General features: G+C 71.9%; 12 protein-coding genes and 1 riboswitch. Of the genes, 10 read left to right on the top strand and 2 right to left on the bottom strand.

What is annotated here, in order from left to right; all coding sequences use genetic code 11:
* Positions 1–68 precede the first annotated feature (68 nt).
* Positions 69–779: a hypothetical protein gene (locus H305_RS0131170; RefSeq protein ID WP_028803906.1), complete on the bottom strand. Its 711-nt coding sequence runs from the start codon at positions 777–779 to the stop codon at positions 69–71.
* A 302-nt stretch (positions 780–1,081) separates the two neighbouring features.
* On the opposite strand from H305_RS0131170, the gene H305_RS0131165 reads away from it, so the two are divergent.
* The 6 genes from H305_RS0131165 to H305_RS47525 all read left to right on the top strand — a co-directional run bounded on the left by H305_RS0131165 (position 1,082) and on the right by H305_RS47525 (position 8,921).
* Complete coding sequence (locus tag H305_RS0131165; protein ID WP_028803905.1) at positions 1,082–3,112, top strand: N-6 DNA methylase; 2,031 nt, start codon at positions 1,082–1,084, stop codon at positions 3,110–3,112.
* Positions 3,113–3,446: 334 nt separating this feature from the next.
* Positions 3,447–4,064 carry a hypothetical protein gene (locus tag H305_RS0131160; RefSeq protein ID WP_028803904.1) on the top strand — a complete coding sequence of 206 codons (618 nt, stop codon included), beginning with the start codon at positions 3,447–3,449 and terminating at the stop codon, positions 4,062–4,064.
* Between the two features lie 38 nt (positions 4,065–4,102).
* Positions 4,103–5,590 (top strand): serine/threonine-protein kinase, encoded by a 1,488-nt coding sequence (locus H305_RS0131155; protein ID WP_267880807.1) that lies wholly within the window; start codon positions 4,103–4,105, stop codon positions 5,588–5,590.
* Positions 5,591–6,034: 444 nt separating this feature from the next.
* Positions 6,035–6,862 carry a glycoside hydrolase domain-containing protein gene (locus H305_RS0131150; protein ID WP_028803902.1) on the top strand — a complete coding sequence of 276 codons (828 nt, stop codon included), beginning with the start codon at positions 6,035–6,037 and terminating at the stop codon, positions 6,860–6,862.
* 156 nt (positions 6,863–7,018) lie between these two features.
* Complete coding sequence (locus H305_RS0131145; protein ID WP_028803901.1) at positions 7,019–7,678, top strand: SurA N-terminal domain-containing protein; 660 nt, start codon at positions 7,019–7,021, stop codon at positions 7,676–7,678.
* A 181-nt stretch (positions 7,679–7,859) separates the two neighbouring features.
* Positions 7,860–8,921, top strand: a complete 1,062-nt coding sequence (locus H305_RS47525) for a nucleoside triphosphate pyrophosphohydrolase (RefSeq protein ID WP_078629335.1) — start codon at positions 7,860–7,862, stop codon at positions 8,919–8,921.
* Between the two features lie 188 nt (positions 8,922–9,109).
* Here the strand turns inward: H305_RS47525 and H305_RS0131135 are convergent, their stop codons facing one another.
* On the bottom strand, positions 9,110–10,315 hold the full coding sequence (locus H305_RS0131135) for a globin domain-containing protein (RefSeq protein WP_051371135.1): 1,206 nt from the start codon (positions 10,313–10,315) through the stop codon (positions 9,110–9,112).
* 337 nt (positions 10,316–10,652) lie between these two features.
* Here H305_RS0131135 and H305_RS0131125 point away from each other — a divergent pair, with 337 nt between their 5' ends.
* The 4 genes from H305_RS0131125 to eno all read left to right on the top strand — a co-directional run bounded on the left by H305_RS0131125 (position 10,653) and on the right by eno (position 15,873).
* Positions 10,653–11,924, top strand: coding sequence for a cytochrome P450 family protein (locus tag H305_RS0131125; RefSeq protein WP_028803899.1), 1,272 nt, complete (start codon positions 10,653–10,655; stop codon positions 11,922–11,924).
* Positions 11,925–12,099: 175 nt separating this feature from the next.
* Complete coding sequence (locus H305_RS0131120; RefSeq protein ID WP_028803898.1) at positions 12,100–13,074, top strand: transglycosylase family protein; 975 nt, start codon at positions 12,100–12,102, stop codon at positions 13,072–13,074.
* Between the two features lie 183 nt (positions 13,075–13,257).
* Positions 13,258–13,421, top strand: a riboswitch (cyclic di-AMP (ydaO/yuaA leader).
* A gap of 3 nt (positions 13,422–13,424) precedes the next feature.
* Positions 13,425–14,099 carry a transglycosylase family protein gene (locus tag H305_RS0131115; protein WP_028803897.1) on the top strand — a complete coding sequence of 225 codons (675 nt, stop codon included), beginning with the start codon at positions 13,425–13,427 and terminating at the stop codon, positions 14,097–14,099.
* Between the two features lie 487 nt (positions 14,100–14,586).
* On the top strand, positions 14,587–15,873 hold the full coding sequence (gene eno, locus H305_RS0131110; RefSeq protein ID WP_028803896.1) for a phosphopyruvate hydratase: 1,287 nt from the start codon (positions 14,587–14,589) through the stop codon (positions 15,871–15,873).
* The last annotated feature ends 23 nt before the right edge of the window (positions 15,874–15,896 follow it).

The raw sequence follows: 15,896 nt of genomic DNA, 5'->3' as shown, positions 1-15,896 counted from the left end.
GAGTTCCTTGGTGTGAGGTGGTGAAGAGGTGTGGGGGGGAGGGCGAGGACGGCGGCGGGCGGCTGGTGTCAGCCCGTCTTCTTCCAGTCTCCGCAGCCGGTGGTCTTGAAGTAGCTGTCGTTGGCGCTGATGGTGACGACGGCCGTGCCGGTGACGTTGTTGTTGGCCACGATCGAGTTCATGGAGTGCGTGGCGTCCTTGTCGCGCTCCCAGTAGCAGCCGTCGTCCTCGTTGCCGGTGGACTTGTAGGTGCCGGGGGCGATGTCCGCGCCGACCCGGAACATGCCGCCGTCGCCCTTGATCTGGGTGGCGGGTGAGCCGGACGGCTTGGCTGCGACGGCTTCCCAGTCGTTGCAGCTGCTGGTCTTGAAGAGCTTGTCGCCGGCCTTGATGGTCACGTAGCTGGTTCCGGTGACGTTGTCGTTGGCGATGAGGGAGTCCATTTCGCCCGAGGCGTCCTTGGCGCGCTCCCAGTAGCACATGCCGTCGTCGTTGCCGGTGGTGCGGTAGGTGCCGGGCTTGATGTCGGAGCCGACCTGGAAGTCTCCGTCGCCGTCGAAGGCGGCCTTCTTCTCGGTCTTCTTGCCGGCCTTCTTCGTCTTGTCGCTCGTTCTGCTGTCGGCCTTCTTGCCGGACTCGCGGTCGGCGGAGGCGGAGGTGCCCTTGCTCTTGTTGCTGGATTCGTTGTCGTTGTCGCTGTTGCCGGCGTTCGCCGAAACGGCACCGATGACGACGATGCCGACCACGGCCCCCAGACCCACCTTGGCCTTGATGCCCATGACTGTGCCCTCCCCTGGCTGTGAACAGATCTCCTGAACAAACGAGTTGCCGGTTCGTTCCGGCGGCTCGTCCGTTCGATGGGTCAATGACAACAGACTGTGTGAACCGAGTCAACACGATTCACAAGAAAGATTGTGTACACGACTGTGAAGGGGTAGATCTTGCGTACGCCGGTATGCTCGGCGTCACAGGTGAGGACGCTTCACGGACCAGGGCCGCGAAGGCCGGGGCCGCAGGGGTGCACAGGGCGAGGGGCCACGTGGCTCCGGGCGCGACAGACCAGAACGAGGGGAGCCGGCGGGTGCAGGACAACGCGACAGAGGTGACCGCTGCCGGGATCGCGCGGCTCGCCGGGGTCGGCCGCGCCGCCGTCAGCAACTGGCGGCGGCGCCACGCCGACTTCCCCAAGCCCGTCGGCGGCACCGAGACCAGCCCCTCCTTCGCGCTCGCGGAGGTCGAGGCGTGGCTGCGCGAGCAGGGCAAGCTCGCCGAGGTCCCGCTGCGCGAACGCGTCTGGCAGCAGCTCGCCGGACACCCGCAGGGCCCGGTCACCGCCCTCGTGCACGCCGGCTGCGTCCTGCTGCTCATCCACGACCGGCCCACCGACTGGCTGGAGCTGAGCGCGGGATCCGACGAGCGCCTCGCCGCACTGCTGCCCGCCGCGCTCGACCAGGTCGTCACCCCCCGGTTCGGAGCGCCCCGCGACCGCGCCGTGCACACCCCGACCGGTCCCGAACTGCTGCCCTCGGCCCCGCTCCTGCGCGGTGCCGCCGACCTCGCCGCCGAGCTGGGCGCGCGGCAGACGTACGAGTTCCTGCTGGGACGGCACCTGGACGCCAACCCGCGCCAGTACACGCTCACTCCGGGCGACCTCGCCTCGCTGATGGCGGAGCTCGCGGGACCGGCGCGTACGGCGTTCGACCCCGCGTGCGGCACCGGCGCGCTCCTGCGGGCCGTGGCGCCGAGGCCGGACCAGGAGCTGTACGGGCAGGACAGCGCGCCCGAACTGGCGGCGCTGTCCGCGCTGAGGCTCGCCCTCCAGGGCAAGGCCGCCGTCCGCACCGCCTCCGGGGACAGCCTGCGCGCCGACGCGCATCCCGCGCTCAGGGCCGACGCCGTCCTGTGCCACCCGCCGTTCAACGAACGCAACTGGGGGCACGACGAACTCGCCTACGACGCCCGCTGGGAGTACGGCTTCCCGGCCCGTACGGAGTCGGAGCTGGCCTGGGTGCAGCACGCGCTGGCCCACCTCAAGGACGGCGGCAGCGCGGTGCTGCTGATGCCCCCGGCCGCGGCCTCCCGCCGCTCGGGCCGCCGTATCCGCGCCGACCTGCTGCGCCGCGGGGCGCTGCGCGCGGTGATCGCCCTGCCGGTCGGTGCGGCGCCCCCGTACAACATCCCGCTCCACGTGTGGGTGCTGCGCCGTCCCGAGAAGGCGCCCGCGCAGCCCGAGTTGCTGCTGGTGGACGCCGGCGCACTGGCCGTCGACGGGCGCGCCGGCCTGGACTGGCAGGCCGTGCGGACGGCGGTGCTCGACGCGTGGCGGCCCTTCGAGCGCACAGGCAGCGTGCGGGAGGATCCGGGGTTCAGCCGTGCGGTACCCGTCATCGAACTCCTCGACGACGACGTCGACCTGGCGCCGGCCCGCCATCTGCCGCCGGCCGCATCGGGCGGCGGCACCGAGCAGCTGGCCGGCGTGCGGGAACGGCTCGGCGAGACCCTGCGGCTCACCGCCGACCTGACGCCCCCGAAGGCCCAGGGCGCCCAGCCCGCACGCTGGCCCCTCATCACCGTCGGTGAACTCGCGCGCGGGGGTGCGCTGGTGTTGCGTACGGGCGGTAACGGTGCGCCCGCGCGCGTACCGGTGCTCACCGACCACGACGTGCTCGCCGGAACCGACCCGTCCGGGACGCTGCCGGAGGGCGAGGAGGAAGCAGTGCTGGTCGAGGCGGGGGACGTCGTCGTGCCCGTGCTCGGCGGAGGCTCCGTCGCGCGCGTGGTGGACGAACGCACGGCGGGCGCCGCCCTGGGGCGCAATCTCACGCTTCTGCGCCCCGATCCGGCCGCGCTCGATCCGTGGTTCCTGGCCGGCTTCCTGCGCGGCACCGCCAACAACCGGCAGGCCAGCAGCTACGCGTCCACCGCGACCCGGCTGGACGTGCGCCGTCTCCAGCTGCCCCGGCTGCCGCTCGACGAGCAGCGCCGCTACGGGGAACGCTTCCGCGCGCTGGCCGAGTTCGAGGACGCGCTGCGGCGCGCGGGCCGGCTCGGCGAGCAGCTGGTGCGCGGCATGTACGACGGCCTGACGGACGGGACGGTCGCGCCGGACTGACGGCCCGGCGGACCGACGGCGCGACGGACCGACGGACCGACGGCGCGACCGATTCGACACGGGGAAGGACAGGCCGACGCACGCGGTGAAGCCGCTCCGCACAAGGGGTTTCATCGGCTCCGCGCGCGGTCCGGGCACGGCGGACGGTCGGTCCGGGCACGGCGGGCCGATGGAACGCGGACTTCCGCCGTGGCCTGCGCGGGTGCTGCGGGCCGGCGCGAAGTGATCAGCACGACAACGGTTCGGCGCAACCCGTGACCGGTTGTCCCTGTCGGCCTATACGCTCGGACTCCGAACTCGTACGTCCGTCCTCATCAGGCCTCCAGGAGCAGCCATGCAAGGCCACGGCCAGGCGCAGCCGGTGAAATCGCCACCCCCTACCGGGTGGCTGGTCTTCCTGCGCGTGTTCTTCGTGGTGATCTCCGTGTTCACCCTCGGCCTGCTGGCCTGGACGATGATGCTGCGCCTGGCGATCGTGACGCGGAAGTCGGTCGACTGGGGGCTGTTCGTCGCCTCGATCGCGGCTCTGGTCCTCAGCCTCGTCCTGCTGGGCGCCGAGCCCGGCGACGAGATCCACACACCGGGCGGCTGGACGGGCTTGGCGCTGCTCCTCGGCTCGCTGGTCGCCGAGATCGCGTACTACCTGGCGGCGGACATACGCCACTTCCACCAGCTCCGCTTTCCGGGCTACGTAGCTCACCAGCCCCCGCCGCAGGCGTACGGCTACCCGCAGTCTCCGTACTCCGCCACGCCGGTTCCGCAGAGCCAGGGCCCGCACACGCCGCCGCCGATACCCCGGCCGACGGTGCCGCCCGAGACGACGGTGCCGCCCCAGCGGCACGCGCCCGCGCGGATCGACCAGGTGCGGGCCGAGCTCGACGAGCTCAGTGACTATCTGCGCAAGCACGACGGACATCAGGACGACGGCAGGGACGGCAGGGACCGCGGGTGAGCGTGGCGACAGGACGTGTGGTCGCGGACCGGTACGAGCTGTCCACGCTGATCGGGCAGGGCGGCATGGGCCAGGTGTGGACGGCCTACGACCAGCGTCTGGACCGGCGGGTGGCGGTGAAGCTCCTGCGGCCGGACAAGGTCGCGGGCCAGGAGGCCGACGAGCTGCGCCGCCGCTTCGTGCGCGAGTGCCGGGTCACGGCGCAGGTCGACCACCCCGGTCTGGTCACGGTCCACGACGCGGGCAGCGAGGGCGAGGAGCTGTTCCTCGTCATGCAGTACGTCGACGGGGCCGACCTCTCCGACCACCTCGCCGAGCACGACCCCTACCCGTGGCAGTGGGCCGTCGCGGTCGCGGCGCAGCTGTGCGCCGTGCTGTCCGCGGTGCACGCCGTCCCGATCGTGCACCGCGACCTGAAGCCGCGGAACGTGATGGTCAAGCAGGACGGCACGGTCACCGTCCTCGACCTGGGCGTCGCGTCCGTCATGGACACCGACACCACGCGTCTGACGCACACCGGCTCACCCATCGGCAGCCCCGCCTACATGGCCCCCGAGCAGGCGATGGGCGGCGCCGTCGGCCCGTACACGGACCTGTACGCGCTGGGGGTGCTGCTGCACGAACTGCTCAGCGGTGACGTGCCGTTCTCGGGTTCGACGGCGCTCGGTGTGCTGCACCGGCACCTCTACGAGCCGCCGCTCCCGGTGCGCCGGCTGCGCCCCGAGGTGCCGCCCGCCCTGGAGAGCCTCGTGCTGCGGCTGCTGTCCAAGGACCCGCAGCACAGGCCGGGTTCGGCGCAGGAGACGTACGAACAGCTGCTGCCGCTGCTGCCCCCGCGCGGTATGCCCACCGGCGCCCCGCTCGACCCAACCCGCCCCTTTCTGCGCCCGCACGCGCCGTGGCCGGACCGGGCGCGCATCCCGGCGCCGCAGCCGCAGCCGCAGGCTCCGCCCGCCGTGGAACGGGCCGATGTCGCGGGTGCCGTGGACGAGGTGAAGCGGCTGCTGGGCGAGGGTCGCATCACGCAGGCCGTGGACATCCTCGGGTCGATCCTGCCGGCGGCCGCCGCCGAGCACGGGGAGCACTCGCCCGTCGTGCGGACCCTGCGCAAGCAGTACGCGGCCACGCTGATGGACGACGGCCAGTACCGGCGGGCCCTGCCCGAGCTGCGCCGGCTCGCCGACGAGCGGGCCGCCGAGGCCGGCCAGGCCGACCCGCAGTCGCTGCGCTTCCGCTACGAGGCCGCGCAGTGCCTGGAGCAGCTCGGTGAACCCGCCGCGGCACTCGCGGAGTACCGCGCCCTGCTGCCGTACTACGAGAACCAGTACGTCGCCGGGGATCCGGAGATCTCCCTGGAGGTGCGCCGCCGCATCGGCCACCTGCTGCTCGCCCTCGGCGACCGGGGCGCCGCCCACGACATGCTGGCGCGGCTGCTGCACGACGTGGAACGGCTGCGCGGGTCCGGGCATCCGATGGTGGCGGAGATCCGCCGCACCTTGCAGTGGCTGGGCCAGGTCCGGGGCTGAATCCGCACCGCCTGCGGACCTTTCCCGGCCGGACCTTCGCGGCCCGGCCCCTCCCCCCTCAGGACCTTCCTCCGGACCTTCCTGGCCGCTCGGACGGGCCCCGGAACAGTCCGACTCCGGCCCAGCCCATCCCGGGCCCCAGGCCATCCCCGGTCCCGGATCGGCCCCAGGCCCGCGCACCTCCGCAGTCTTTGCGCCACCTTGGCCGAAGTTTGTGATGTTCAGGGTGCCGGGTTTCCCGAACGGAGGGGCACGGCCGGATACGTTGCGATCCGTTTTCGTGCGCTACACGCGCGTGCGTGACACGCGTGTGCGGCGCGCCGCACACGCGTGTCACGCCGGACGAGTGGGTGACGTGCCGTCCAGGTGCCGCTCCGTCGCCCGCGCGCCGCACGCGGTCCGTGCCGCGCGCACCCGTCATTCGAACCATGGGGTGGGAAATTCATGTCCAGCCATCGGCAGTCCAGGAAGCGCAGATACGTGGCGTGGGCGGTGGCCGGCGCCGCCGTGGCCGCCGGAGCGGGGATCGCCGCGCAGACCTCGATGGCCTCCACCGCCTGGCCCGCGCAACGCACCTTCACCGGGCGCGCCTTCGACACCTGCGCCGCGCCCTCGCTGTCGGCGATGAAGGCGTGGCACACCGGCTTCTACGGCGCGGCCGCCGTCTACGTGGGCGGCAAGAACCGAGGATGCAGCCAGCCCAACCTCACCGCGTCCTGGGTCAAGTCGGTCAGCACGATGGGCTGGAAACTCATCCCCCTGTACGTCGGCGCGCAGCCGTCCTGCCAGACCGGGGCGAGCCCCGAGAAGATCACTGCGTCCACCGCGGCGTCCCTCGGCGCCGCCGACGGCGCGGACGCCGTCGCCAAGGCGTCCGCACTCGGCATGAAGGCCGGCAGCCCGGTCTACCTGGACATGGAGGCGTACGACACGACGAACAAGGCGTGCAACGACGCCGTGCTGACCTATGTGCGCGCCTTCGACAAGGCGCTGCACGCCAAGACGTACCGCACCGGCTTCTACGGCTTCCGCAGCTCCAGCGCCAGGGCAATCGCCGAGGCGGCCGACCGCACGGACCTGCCGGGCAACCTCTGGTACGCGCTGTGGGACAAGCAGAACACCACGACCGCCGACTGGCCGTTCGCCGCCGACCGGTGGACGAACCACAGCCGCGCCCACCAGTACATGGTGAACAGCAAGGAGTCCCGCGGCGGTAGCACGATCACCGTGGACCGGGACGCGTGGGACGCGCCGGTGGCGATCACGGGCTGACAGCCGTGTGACACGTGATGCCCGTGTGAGAGTGAGACGGTGCCCGAAGACCGGGCGAATCGTTGGTCGAAAGGGTGGCCGAGAGCTGGGCCACTGCCTACCATCGATCACCGCAAGACTTTGTGCACCGTCGCACAATCTCCTCGGGAGGCTTCCTTGCACCGCCGCCGTCGCACCGCGCTCGTCCTCTCCGCCGCGATCGTCGCCGCGGCACCCCTCCTCACCGCGTGCGGTGGCGACGCGCATCCGGGCGCGGCCGCCGTCGTCGGCGGCCAGCGGATCACCGTCGCGCAGCTGGAGAGCCGGGTGAACGAGGTGCGCGACGCGCAGCGGGCCGCCACCCAGGACGACGCCCAGTACGAGCAGGCCGTCGCGAAGACCGGCAGCCTCACGCGCGACACCCTGCACAGCATGGTCCTCGACCGGGTCCTCGACCGTGCCGCGAAGAACGCCGGCGTGACCGTGACCCGCAAGGACACCCAGCAGATGCGCACGGCCCTCGAACAGCAGGCGGGCGGCGCGAAGGCCCTGAAGACGGCCTGGCTCCAGCAGTACGGGGTGGCCCCGCAGCGCCTGGAGGACAGCCTGCGCACCGAGATCGAGGCCCAGAAGCTGGCCTCCGCGCTCGGCGCCGACATGAACACCACCGAGGGCAAGGACGTGTTCTGGAAGGCGATGTCGGCCGCCTCCAAGCAGCTCGACGTCGACCTGAACCCGCGCTACGGCGCCTGGGACGTCCAGAAGAGCAGCCGTGTCGACGCGAAGACGCCCTGGCTGCGCGAGGTCACCTCGGCGGGCACCCAGCAGACCGCGTAGCGGCCCGTCGGTCCGTCGGCCCGGACGCGCCGGGCCACGGGGCCCGGAGGCGGTGGCGCGGGGCACCCCGGACGGCTCGGCTGTCCGGTTCGGCCGCACGCTCGCGAACGTCGGCCGTACGGCCGCCCACAGCCTGTGGACAACTGTCCGGGTCGTCAGTGGCGTGGGTTACGTTCGAGGGGTGAACGCATCCAGCAGCTTCGACGGCGCCCCGACCGCTCCCGGCCCCGAAGGCGACCCGACCGCCGCCGACGGCCCGACCGCCCCCGACCCGGGCCGTGTCGTCCTGCTCACCACCAGCCACCGGGTGGCGCCCGGCCTGCTGTCCTGGCCCGCCTGGCAGGTGCTGCGCGACGCAGACCAGGTCGTGTGCGCCGACGGCACGCATCCCCAGCTGCCCTATCTGCGCGACGCGGGCGTCACCGTCGACGAAGCAGCCCCGGCCGCGCAGGACCTCGTCGACGCCTGCGCCGGCGGCCGCACCGTGGTCGTCGTCGCCACCGGCGAGGGAGAGCCGCGGCTCACCGACGGCCTGGCCCGGCTGGCCGGCTCCGGCCGTATACGGATGCCGGACCTGGAGCTGTTGCCCGCCTCGTACGACCTGCCGGGCGCGCGGCTGCTCGACCTCGTCCAGGTCATGGACCGCATCCGTGCCGAGTGTCCCTGGTCGTCCCGGCAGACCCACGAGGGCCTCGCCAAGTACGGCATCGAGGAGGCGTACGAACTCGTCGAGGCGATCGAGGCCGGTGACCGCGACGAGCTGCGCGAGGAGCTGGGCGACGTCCTCCTCCAGGTCGTCTTCCACGCCCGTATCGCGCAGGAGGGCCGGCCGGAGGACGGCTCCGAGCCCTTCTCCATCGACGACGTGGCCGGCGGCATAGTCGCCAAGCTGATCCACCGTCATCCGCACGTGTTCGGCGAGGAGACGGCCACGACGCCGGAGGAGGTCAAGGAGCACTGGCTGCGCACGAAGGCGGTGGAGAAGCAGCGGACGTCCGTGACCGAGGGGGTGCCCCTGGGGCAGCCCGGACTGGCGCTGGCCACGAAGCTGGTCTCCAGGGTGCGCACGGCGGGCCTCGACGTCGATCTGCCGCGCGGCGAGGGAGTGGGGTACGAGCTGCTGGCCGTGGCCGCGCGCGCCGAGGCCGAGGGAGTCGACCCGGAGGCGGCGCTGCGGGCTGCGGCACGCGCCTACCGCGACGCGATCCGCACGGCCGAGGGCTCCGCCCCCGACGCCGACTGACGCACCGGCCCGCACCGGGCCGCGGCCATGTCTGCGCCGCGGTCGCATCCGGGAGCGCGGTCGCGTCCCTGCCGAGGCACGTCCGGGCGGAGTCGCGTGGCGGAGGCACCGCCCCACCGGAGTCACGTGCCGGCGGGGGCACGTGGGGATCGGAGGCACGTCCCAGCCGCGGGACCGCCCCAGCGGAGTCACGTCCGGGCCGTGCGGCCCGACGGGTTGTGCCAGCTCGGCCGTGGGCGGCCGAGCAGCCACTCCGCCGCGCCCAGCGGCCGGGGCTGCCCGGCCGGCCCCGGCACGTCGTGGAAGATCCGCTCCAGGGGCGTGCCGAGGGCGGGAAGGATCTCGCAGACCTCCTCGACGAGCTCGGGAGGCCCGGCCAGATAGACGTCGTGCCGGGCCCAGCCGGCCCGGTTGCCCAGCGCGGTCAGGAGGCGTTCGGTCGCCTGCGTCCGCGGGCGGCCGGGCGCGGGCGTGATGAAGGTGACGGCGAGCCGGGGCAGCCGGTGCCGTAACCGCTCCACGGCTTCACGGCCGTACAGGTGCTCGATGTCGCGGGCGACCAGGAACAGCCGGGCCTCGTGCGACGCGTCGAGCTGTTCCAGCAGCGCCTTCACGAGAGCCCAGCCCGTACCGGCCGCGATGAGGGTGACGGGCCGCTCCACGGAGCTGCGCAGGGTCAGCTCGCCGCCGGGCGCGCTCAGTCGCAGGATGTCGCCCTCCCGGGTCTGCCGGACGAGGGCGGTCGACAGCACCCCGTCCTCGACCCGGCTGACGTGCAGATCCACCGTGTGGTCGGGGCGGGGGGCGTTGGCCAGCGAGTAGGGCCGCCAGACGCCCGGCAGGTGGGGGACGTTGACGCCGACGTACTGGCCGGGGGAGTAGGGCAGTGGTCGCCGCGGCCGCAGGGTGAGGACGACGAGGTCGTCGCCGTGCCGCGTCCTCGCGGTCACCTCGGCGTCCCACCAGGGCGGTTCACCGCGGTGCTGCGCCTCCCACGCGCCCTGGAGCATCAGGTCCGAGATCGCCTCGTACGCCTCGCACCAGGCCTTCTCGACCTCCGCGTTCCACGCCGAGCCCGCGACGGCGGCGAACGCGGCGATCAGGCTCGCTCCGACGGCCGCGTAATGCTCGGGCTCGGCGAGGTACTTGCGGTGATCACGGCCGAGTTCCCGCAGATAGTCGGGCAGTCCCGGGTCCTCCAGCCGCTCCGTCACATGGGCGAGCGCCGCGAACAGCCGGTCCCGCTGCCGCTCCATGTCCTGCGGGAGGTCCAGCGGGAACAGCGCGCGAAGGTCCGGACGGTGGCGGAACAGATGGGAGTAGAAGTACTTGACCGCGAACTCGGCGCGCCTCTCGACGACCGCGAAGCTGGATCGGAGTATCTCGGGGTCCACCGCGCGAATGTATGGACTCGTCGAGCCGCGTGGTCAAACAGCAGGCGATTTACGGACAGTCCGGATGAAGGGAACGCGGCACCCCGACGGCCCGGTGAGCGCGGCACCCCGCCGGCCCGGTGAGCGCGGCTTCCCGTCGGGGGCGGGCGGCACCCGAGCCCGGTGCACGCGGCCCCCGCCGGCCGTCCCCGGCCGTGCCGCAGCGGCGGACCCGGACCGTGTGCGGACGCGAGCCGCCCGCCGCGGGAGCGTGCACGCGGCCGGTGCGCGCCGTGACGGCCCTCCCCGGCCGCCGGTCGGTCCCGGCACCTCCGGGCGCTGCGGATACCGTCGGGGAGTGACCGAGCCCCACGCCTTTGCCAGCCCCGCCCCCGAACTCTTCACCTGGGAGTTCGCGACCGACCCCTACCCGGCGTACGCCTGGCTCCGGGAGCACGCCCCGGTGCACAGGACCCGGCTGCCCAGCGGGGTGGAGGCCTGGCTCGTCACCCGGTACGCGGACGCCCGGCAGGCGCTCGCCGACCAGCGGCTGTCCAAGAACCCGGCCCATCACGACGAACCCGCCCATGCCAAGGGGAAGACGGGCATCCCGGGCGAACGCAAGGCCGAGCTGATGACCCATCTGCTGAACATCGATCCGCCGGACCACACCCGGCTGCGGCGGCTGGTCAGCAAGGCGTTCACCCCGCGCAGGGTGGCGGAGTTCGCGCCTCGCGTGCAGGAGCTGACCGACCGGCTGATCGACCGGTTCGCGGGCGAGGGCTCCGCGGACCTCATCCACGACTTCGCGTTCCCGCTGCCCATCTACGCCATCTGCGACCTGCTCGGCGTCCCCCGCGAGGACCAGGACGACTTCCGGGACTGGGCAGGCATGATGATCCGGCACGGCGGGGGTCCGAGGGGCGGGGTGGCGCGGTCCGTCAAGAAGATGCGCGGCTATCTGGCCGACCTCATCCACCGCAAGCGGGAGGCGCTGCCCGAGCACCCCGCACCCGGTGAGGACCTCATCTCCGGACTCATCCGCGCCTCCGACCACGGCGAGCACCTCACCGAGAACGAGGCCGCCGCGATGGCGTTCATCCTGCTCTTCGCGGGATTCGAGACGACGGTCAACCTCATCGGCAACGGCACCTACGCCCTCCTCACCCACCCCGGGCAGCGGGCCCGCCTCCAGGCCTCCTTGGCCGCGGGGGAGAGGGGACTGCTCGAGACCGGGGTCGAGGAACTCCTGCGCTACGACGGGCCGGTCGAACTCGCCACCTGGCGGTTCGCCACGGAGCCCGTGCGGATCGGCGGACAGGACATCGCCCCCGGCGACCCCGTCCTCGTCGTCCTGGCGGCTGCGGACCGTGACCCCGCACGGTTCGAACAGCCGGACACGCTCGACCTGTCCCGGCGTGACAACCAGCACCTCGGATACGGCCACGGCCTTCACTACTGTCTCGGCGCGCCGCTCGCCCGTCTGGAGGGGCAGACCGCGCTCGCCACGCTCCTCACCCGCCTGCCCGATCTGCAACTCGCTGTGGATCCGGCCGATTTGCGCTGGCGCGGCGGCCTCATTATGCGTGGATTGCGGACACTTCCGGTGGAGTTCACGCCGATCACGTAGGCATGCCGCGGAACGGCGTCCCGACGTCCGGCGTGTGACGGTCCGTCACATCTGTGATCTTCACGTGATCTGTGCTGCATCGACTTGTGACAAGCGTTCGAGTACGGATACGTTCACCCAGCAAGGCGGCCCATCTGCCGCTGTAGTCACCTGCTGTCACGCGAAAGGCTTCCGCATGCTCTCCGGGAACGGCCGTCACCGTCGCCCCCGTCAGGCCCCGGCCCTCATCGTCGCCGCAGGAGTGACCGGATCGGCCATCGCGATCCCGTTGCTCGGCGCCACCAGTGCGAGCGCCGCCGACGGCACCACATGGGACCGGGTCGCGGAGTGCGAGAGCGGCGGCGCCTGGAGCGCCGACAACGGCAACGGCTACTACGGCGGCCTCCAGTTGACCCAGGACAACTGGGAGAGGTACGGCGGTCTCGTCTACGCCCCGAGCGCCGACCAGGCCAGCCGCTCGCAGCAGATAGCCATCGCCGAGAAGGTCCTCGACGGCGAGGGGCTCACGGCCTGGCCGACCTGCGGGCCGCTCTCCGGGCTCAGCAAGAACTCCGGTCACGTCGAGGTCGACACGGGCCTGGGCAACGGCTCCTCGAACGAGGGCGGTTCTTCGGACTCGTCCGGTTCGTCCTCTTCATCTGATTCTTCCGACTCCTCTTACCCGTCCGGTTCGTCCTCCCTGACCGACACCTCGCGCGAGGGCGGGAACTCCACCAAGTCCGACACCTCGTCCGACGGGGGCTCCCAGGACTCGGACCGCTCGGACCGGGCGACGCCCAAGAGTGATGAATCGGGCAAGTCGGGCCGGAGTGACGAGTCTTCGGAGGCGTCCGAGGGCGGCACGGGCGGAGCCGGTCGCCACCGCGGTGACAGCGCCGACGAGGACGCGACGGAGGGCGCGGGTGACGCCCGCGAGGACGGCGCTCCGGGACGGCACGCCTCCCGCGACTCGGGTTCCGCGCGTGAATCGGCCGACGGTTCCTACACCGTGCGCAACGGCGACAGCCTCTCGACGATCGCCGACACCCTCGACCTGCCGGGCGGATGGTCCGGGCTGTACGACGCGAACAAGAAGACGGTCGGCGCCGACCCCGACCTCATCCTGCCCGGTCAGAGCCTTGCAGTTGATGCCGAATCGGGCGAAAAGTAGCGGGAGTTCGCGTCACGGTTCGCCGCGGAATGTCCGGTTTGGCGTGAGTGAGAGATGAGTCTCAGAGGCCCTGATCGTCTTTGGAATTCCGTCGATCGCATGCCTACGGTCGTGACCGCTCGCCACAGCGGGCCCCGACGGTCGCAACGCCGAATCCTGCCGACAGCCGTACGGGAACAGTCGACGCGTCAAGCGCCGTGGGCAGGAGCGGGGGACCCAAGGTAAGTGCCGCGACCGGTGGTTGAACCGGGAGCGGCTAGGGGTGGAGCCGAGCGCTGGAGCGCACGGCCGGGCACTCACCCGCCCGAACCCGACAGCTCACCTCGCAGGCGTCGGTGAGGGGATCCTCCATGCTGTTTTCCGACAAGGGCAAGCACCGTCGTCCGTCCAAGGCCGCACGTGTCGCCGCCCTCGCCGGTGTCACCGGTGTCGCCATCGCCGCTCCGCTGATGGCCGCCGGCAACGCCTCCGCCGCCACCGCGTCCGAGTGGGACGCCGTCGCCCAGTGCGAGTCCGGCGGCAATTGGGCCATCAACACCGGCAACGGCTACTACGGCGGCCTGCAGTTCTCCGCCTCCACCTGGGCCGCGTACGGCGGCACCGCCTACGCCGGCACCGCCGACAAGGCCTCCAAGGCCCAGCAGATAGCCGTCGGCGAGAAGGTCCTCGCCGCGCAGGGCAAGGGCGCCTGGCCGACCTGCGGCACGGGCCTGTCGAGCGCCACCTACAACGGCGGCACCGCCGACTCCGCGTCGAGCACCCCGAGCACCACCACCCGTACGACGGAGCAGCCCGCCTCGCGTTCCGCCGAGCGCCCGGCCGCCGAGAAGACCGTCACCACCCCGGCCGGCGAGAAGGTCAAGAAGGGTGACGGCGAGTACAAGGTGGTCAAGGGCGACACCCTCAGTTCCATCGCCGAGAAGAAGCACGTCAAGGGTGGCTGGCAGCAGCTGTTCGAGCTGAACAAGGACATCGTCGACGACGCCGACTTCATCTTCCCGGGCCAGCAGCTGCACCTCGGCTGACGGCCCTCGCGCGGCGGCCGCGGCCCCCCACCGGCCTCCGTGCCCCCGTCCGCGTCCGCAGCCCCACCTGCGGCCGCGCCCCCACCGGGCGTGTGCGGTCCGGACCGGCGTCCACGCCGTCCGATCCGCACCGCCGGCCGCGGTCCGGCACAGGTCCACGAAGGGTCTCCGCCGGCCCATGGCTCTCCCCTCGAGGAGGTCTCCACACCGGAGGCCTCGTGAGGGCCCCCGTCCCCACGGGCTCCCCGCCCCGGCACGTGTTCCCCCGCACGCGCCGGGGCGGGGCTTTTCGTGCGGGGTGGTATTTCATGTACGGGGCAGGTTTTTGTTCCGTTCGGAAACAATTTACGCTCGGTTCTGCTCAAGGGGTGGTCGTCAGGCTGGCCGATCCCCCCGAGGCGGTTAGGCTCATGTCGCGAAGCCGTCCCAGGCTTCGCGCCGTGCCGGGCCCGGTGTCCGGCGTACCCGCGTCACATCCCAGAAGGAGATGCTCGTGCCGTCCATCGACGTCGTCGTAGCCCGGGAAATCCTGGACTCCCGAGGCAACCCCACGGTCGAGGTCGAGGTCGGCCTCGACGACGGCAGCACCGGTCGTGCCGCCGTCCCGTCCGGCGCCTCCACCGGTGCCTTCGAGGCCATCGAGCTCCGCGACGGTGACCCCAACCGCTACCAGGGCAAGGGTGTCGAGAAGGCCGTCCTCGCCGTCATCGAGCAGATCGGCCCGGAGCTCGTCGGCTACGACGCCACCGAGCAGCGCCTGATCGACCAGGCGATGTTCGACCTGGACGCCACCGACAACAAGGGCTCGCTGGGCGCCAACGCCATCCTCGGCGTCTCGCTCGCCGTCGCGCACGCCGCCTCCGAGGCGTCCGACCTCCCCCTCTTCCGCTACCTGGGCGGCCCGAACGCGCACCTGCTGCCCGTTCCGATGATGAACATCCTGAACGGCGGCTCGCACGCCGACTCCAACGTGGACATCCAGGAGTTCATGATCGCCCCGATCGGCGCGGAGTCCTTTTCCGAGGCCCTGCGCTGGGGTGCCGAGGTCTACCACACCCTCAAGAAGGTGCTGAAGACCAAGGGCCTGTCCACCGGCCTCGGCGACGAGGGCGGCTTCGCCCCGAACCTGGAGTCGAACCGCGCCGCGCTCGATCTCATCCTCGAGGCCATCAAGCAGGCCGGTTACATCCCGGGCGAGCAGATCGCGCTCGCGCTCGACGTCGCCGCGTCCGAGTTCTACAAGGACGGCAAGTACGAGTTCGAGGGCAAGTCCCGCTCGGCCGCCGAGATGACCGAGTACTACGAGGAGCTCGTCTCCGCGTACCCGCTGGTCTCCATCGAGGACCCGCTGTACGAGGACGACTGGGCCGGCTGGAACGTCATCACCGAGAAGCTGGGCGACAAGGTCCAGATCGTCGGCGACGACCTCTTCGTCACCAACCCGGAGCGCCTGGCCCGCGGCATCGAGGAGGGTTCCGCCAACGCCCTGCTCGTCAAGGTCAACCAGATCGGCTCGCTGACCGAGACCCTGGACGCCGTCGAGATGGCCCAGCGCAACGGCTTCAAGTGCATGATGTCCCACCGCTCCGGCGAGACCGAGGACGTCACGATCGCCGACCTCGCGGTCGCCGTGAACTGCGGTCAGATCAAGACCGGTGCCCCGGCCCGCTCGGACCGCGTCGCCAAGTACAACCAGCTGCTGCGCATCGAGGAGATCCTCGACGACGCCGCGGTGTACGCCGGCCGCAGCGCCTTCCCCCGCTTCAAGGGCTGAGTCGCACTGGCTTAGGAAGCGTC

The organism is Streptomyces sp. 142MFCol3.1, from assembly GCF_000424945.1.
Classification (GTDB): domain Bacteria; phylum Actinomycetota; class Actinomycetes; order Streptomycetales; family Streptomycetaceae; genus Streptomyces; species Streptomyces siamensis.
The sequence above is the reverse complement of the archived record's forward strand: the minus strand, read 5'-3'. Positions and strand labels throughout refer to the sequence as shown.

What these genes read in the sequence shown, in the direction of transcription:
- H305_RS0131170 (WP_028803906.1), bottom strand. Translation starts at nt 779, where the DNA reads ATGGGCATCAAGGCCAAGGTGGGTCTGGGGGCCGTGGTCGGCATCGTC.
- H305_RS0131160 (WP_028803904.1), top strand. Translation starts at nt 3,447, where the DNA reads ATGCAAGGCCACGGCCAGGCGCAGCCGGTGAAATCGCCACCCCCTACC.
- H305_RS0131150 (WP_028803902.1), top strand. Translation starts at nt 6,035, where the DNA reads ATGTCCAGCCATCGGCAGTCCAGGAAGCGCAGATACGTGGCGTGGGCG.
- H305_RS0131120 (WP_028803898.1), top strand. Translation starts at nt 12,100, where the DNA reads ATGCTCTCCGGGAACGGCCGTCACCGTCGCCCCCGTCAGGCCCCGGCC.
- H305_RS0131115 (WP_028803897.1), top strand. Translation starts at nt 13,425, where the DNA reads ATGCTGTTTTCCGACAAGGGCAAGCACCGTCGTCCGTCCAAGGCCGCA.
- eno (WP_028803896.1), top strand. Translation starts at nt 14,587, where the DNA reads ATGCTCGTGCCGTCCATCGACGTCGTCGTAGCCCGGGAAATCCTGGAC.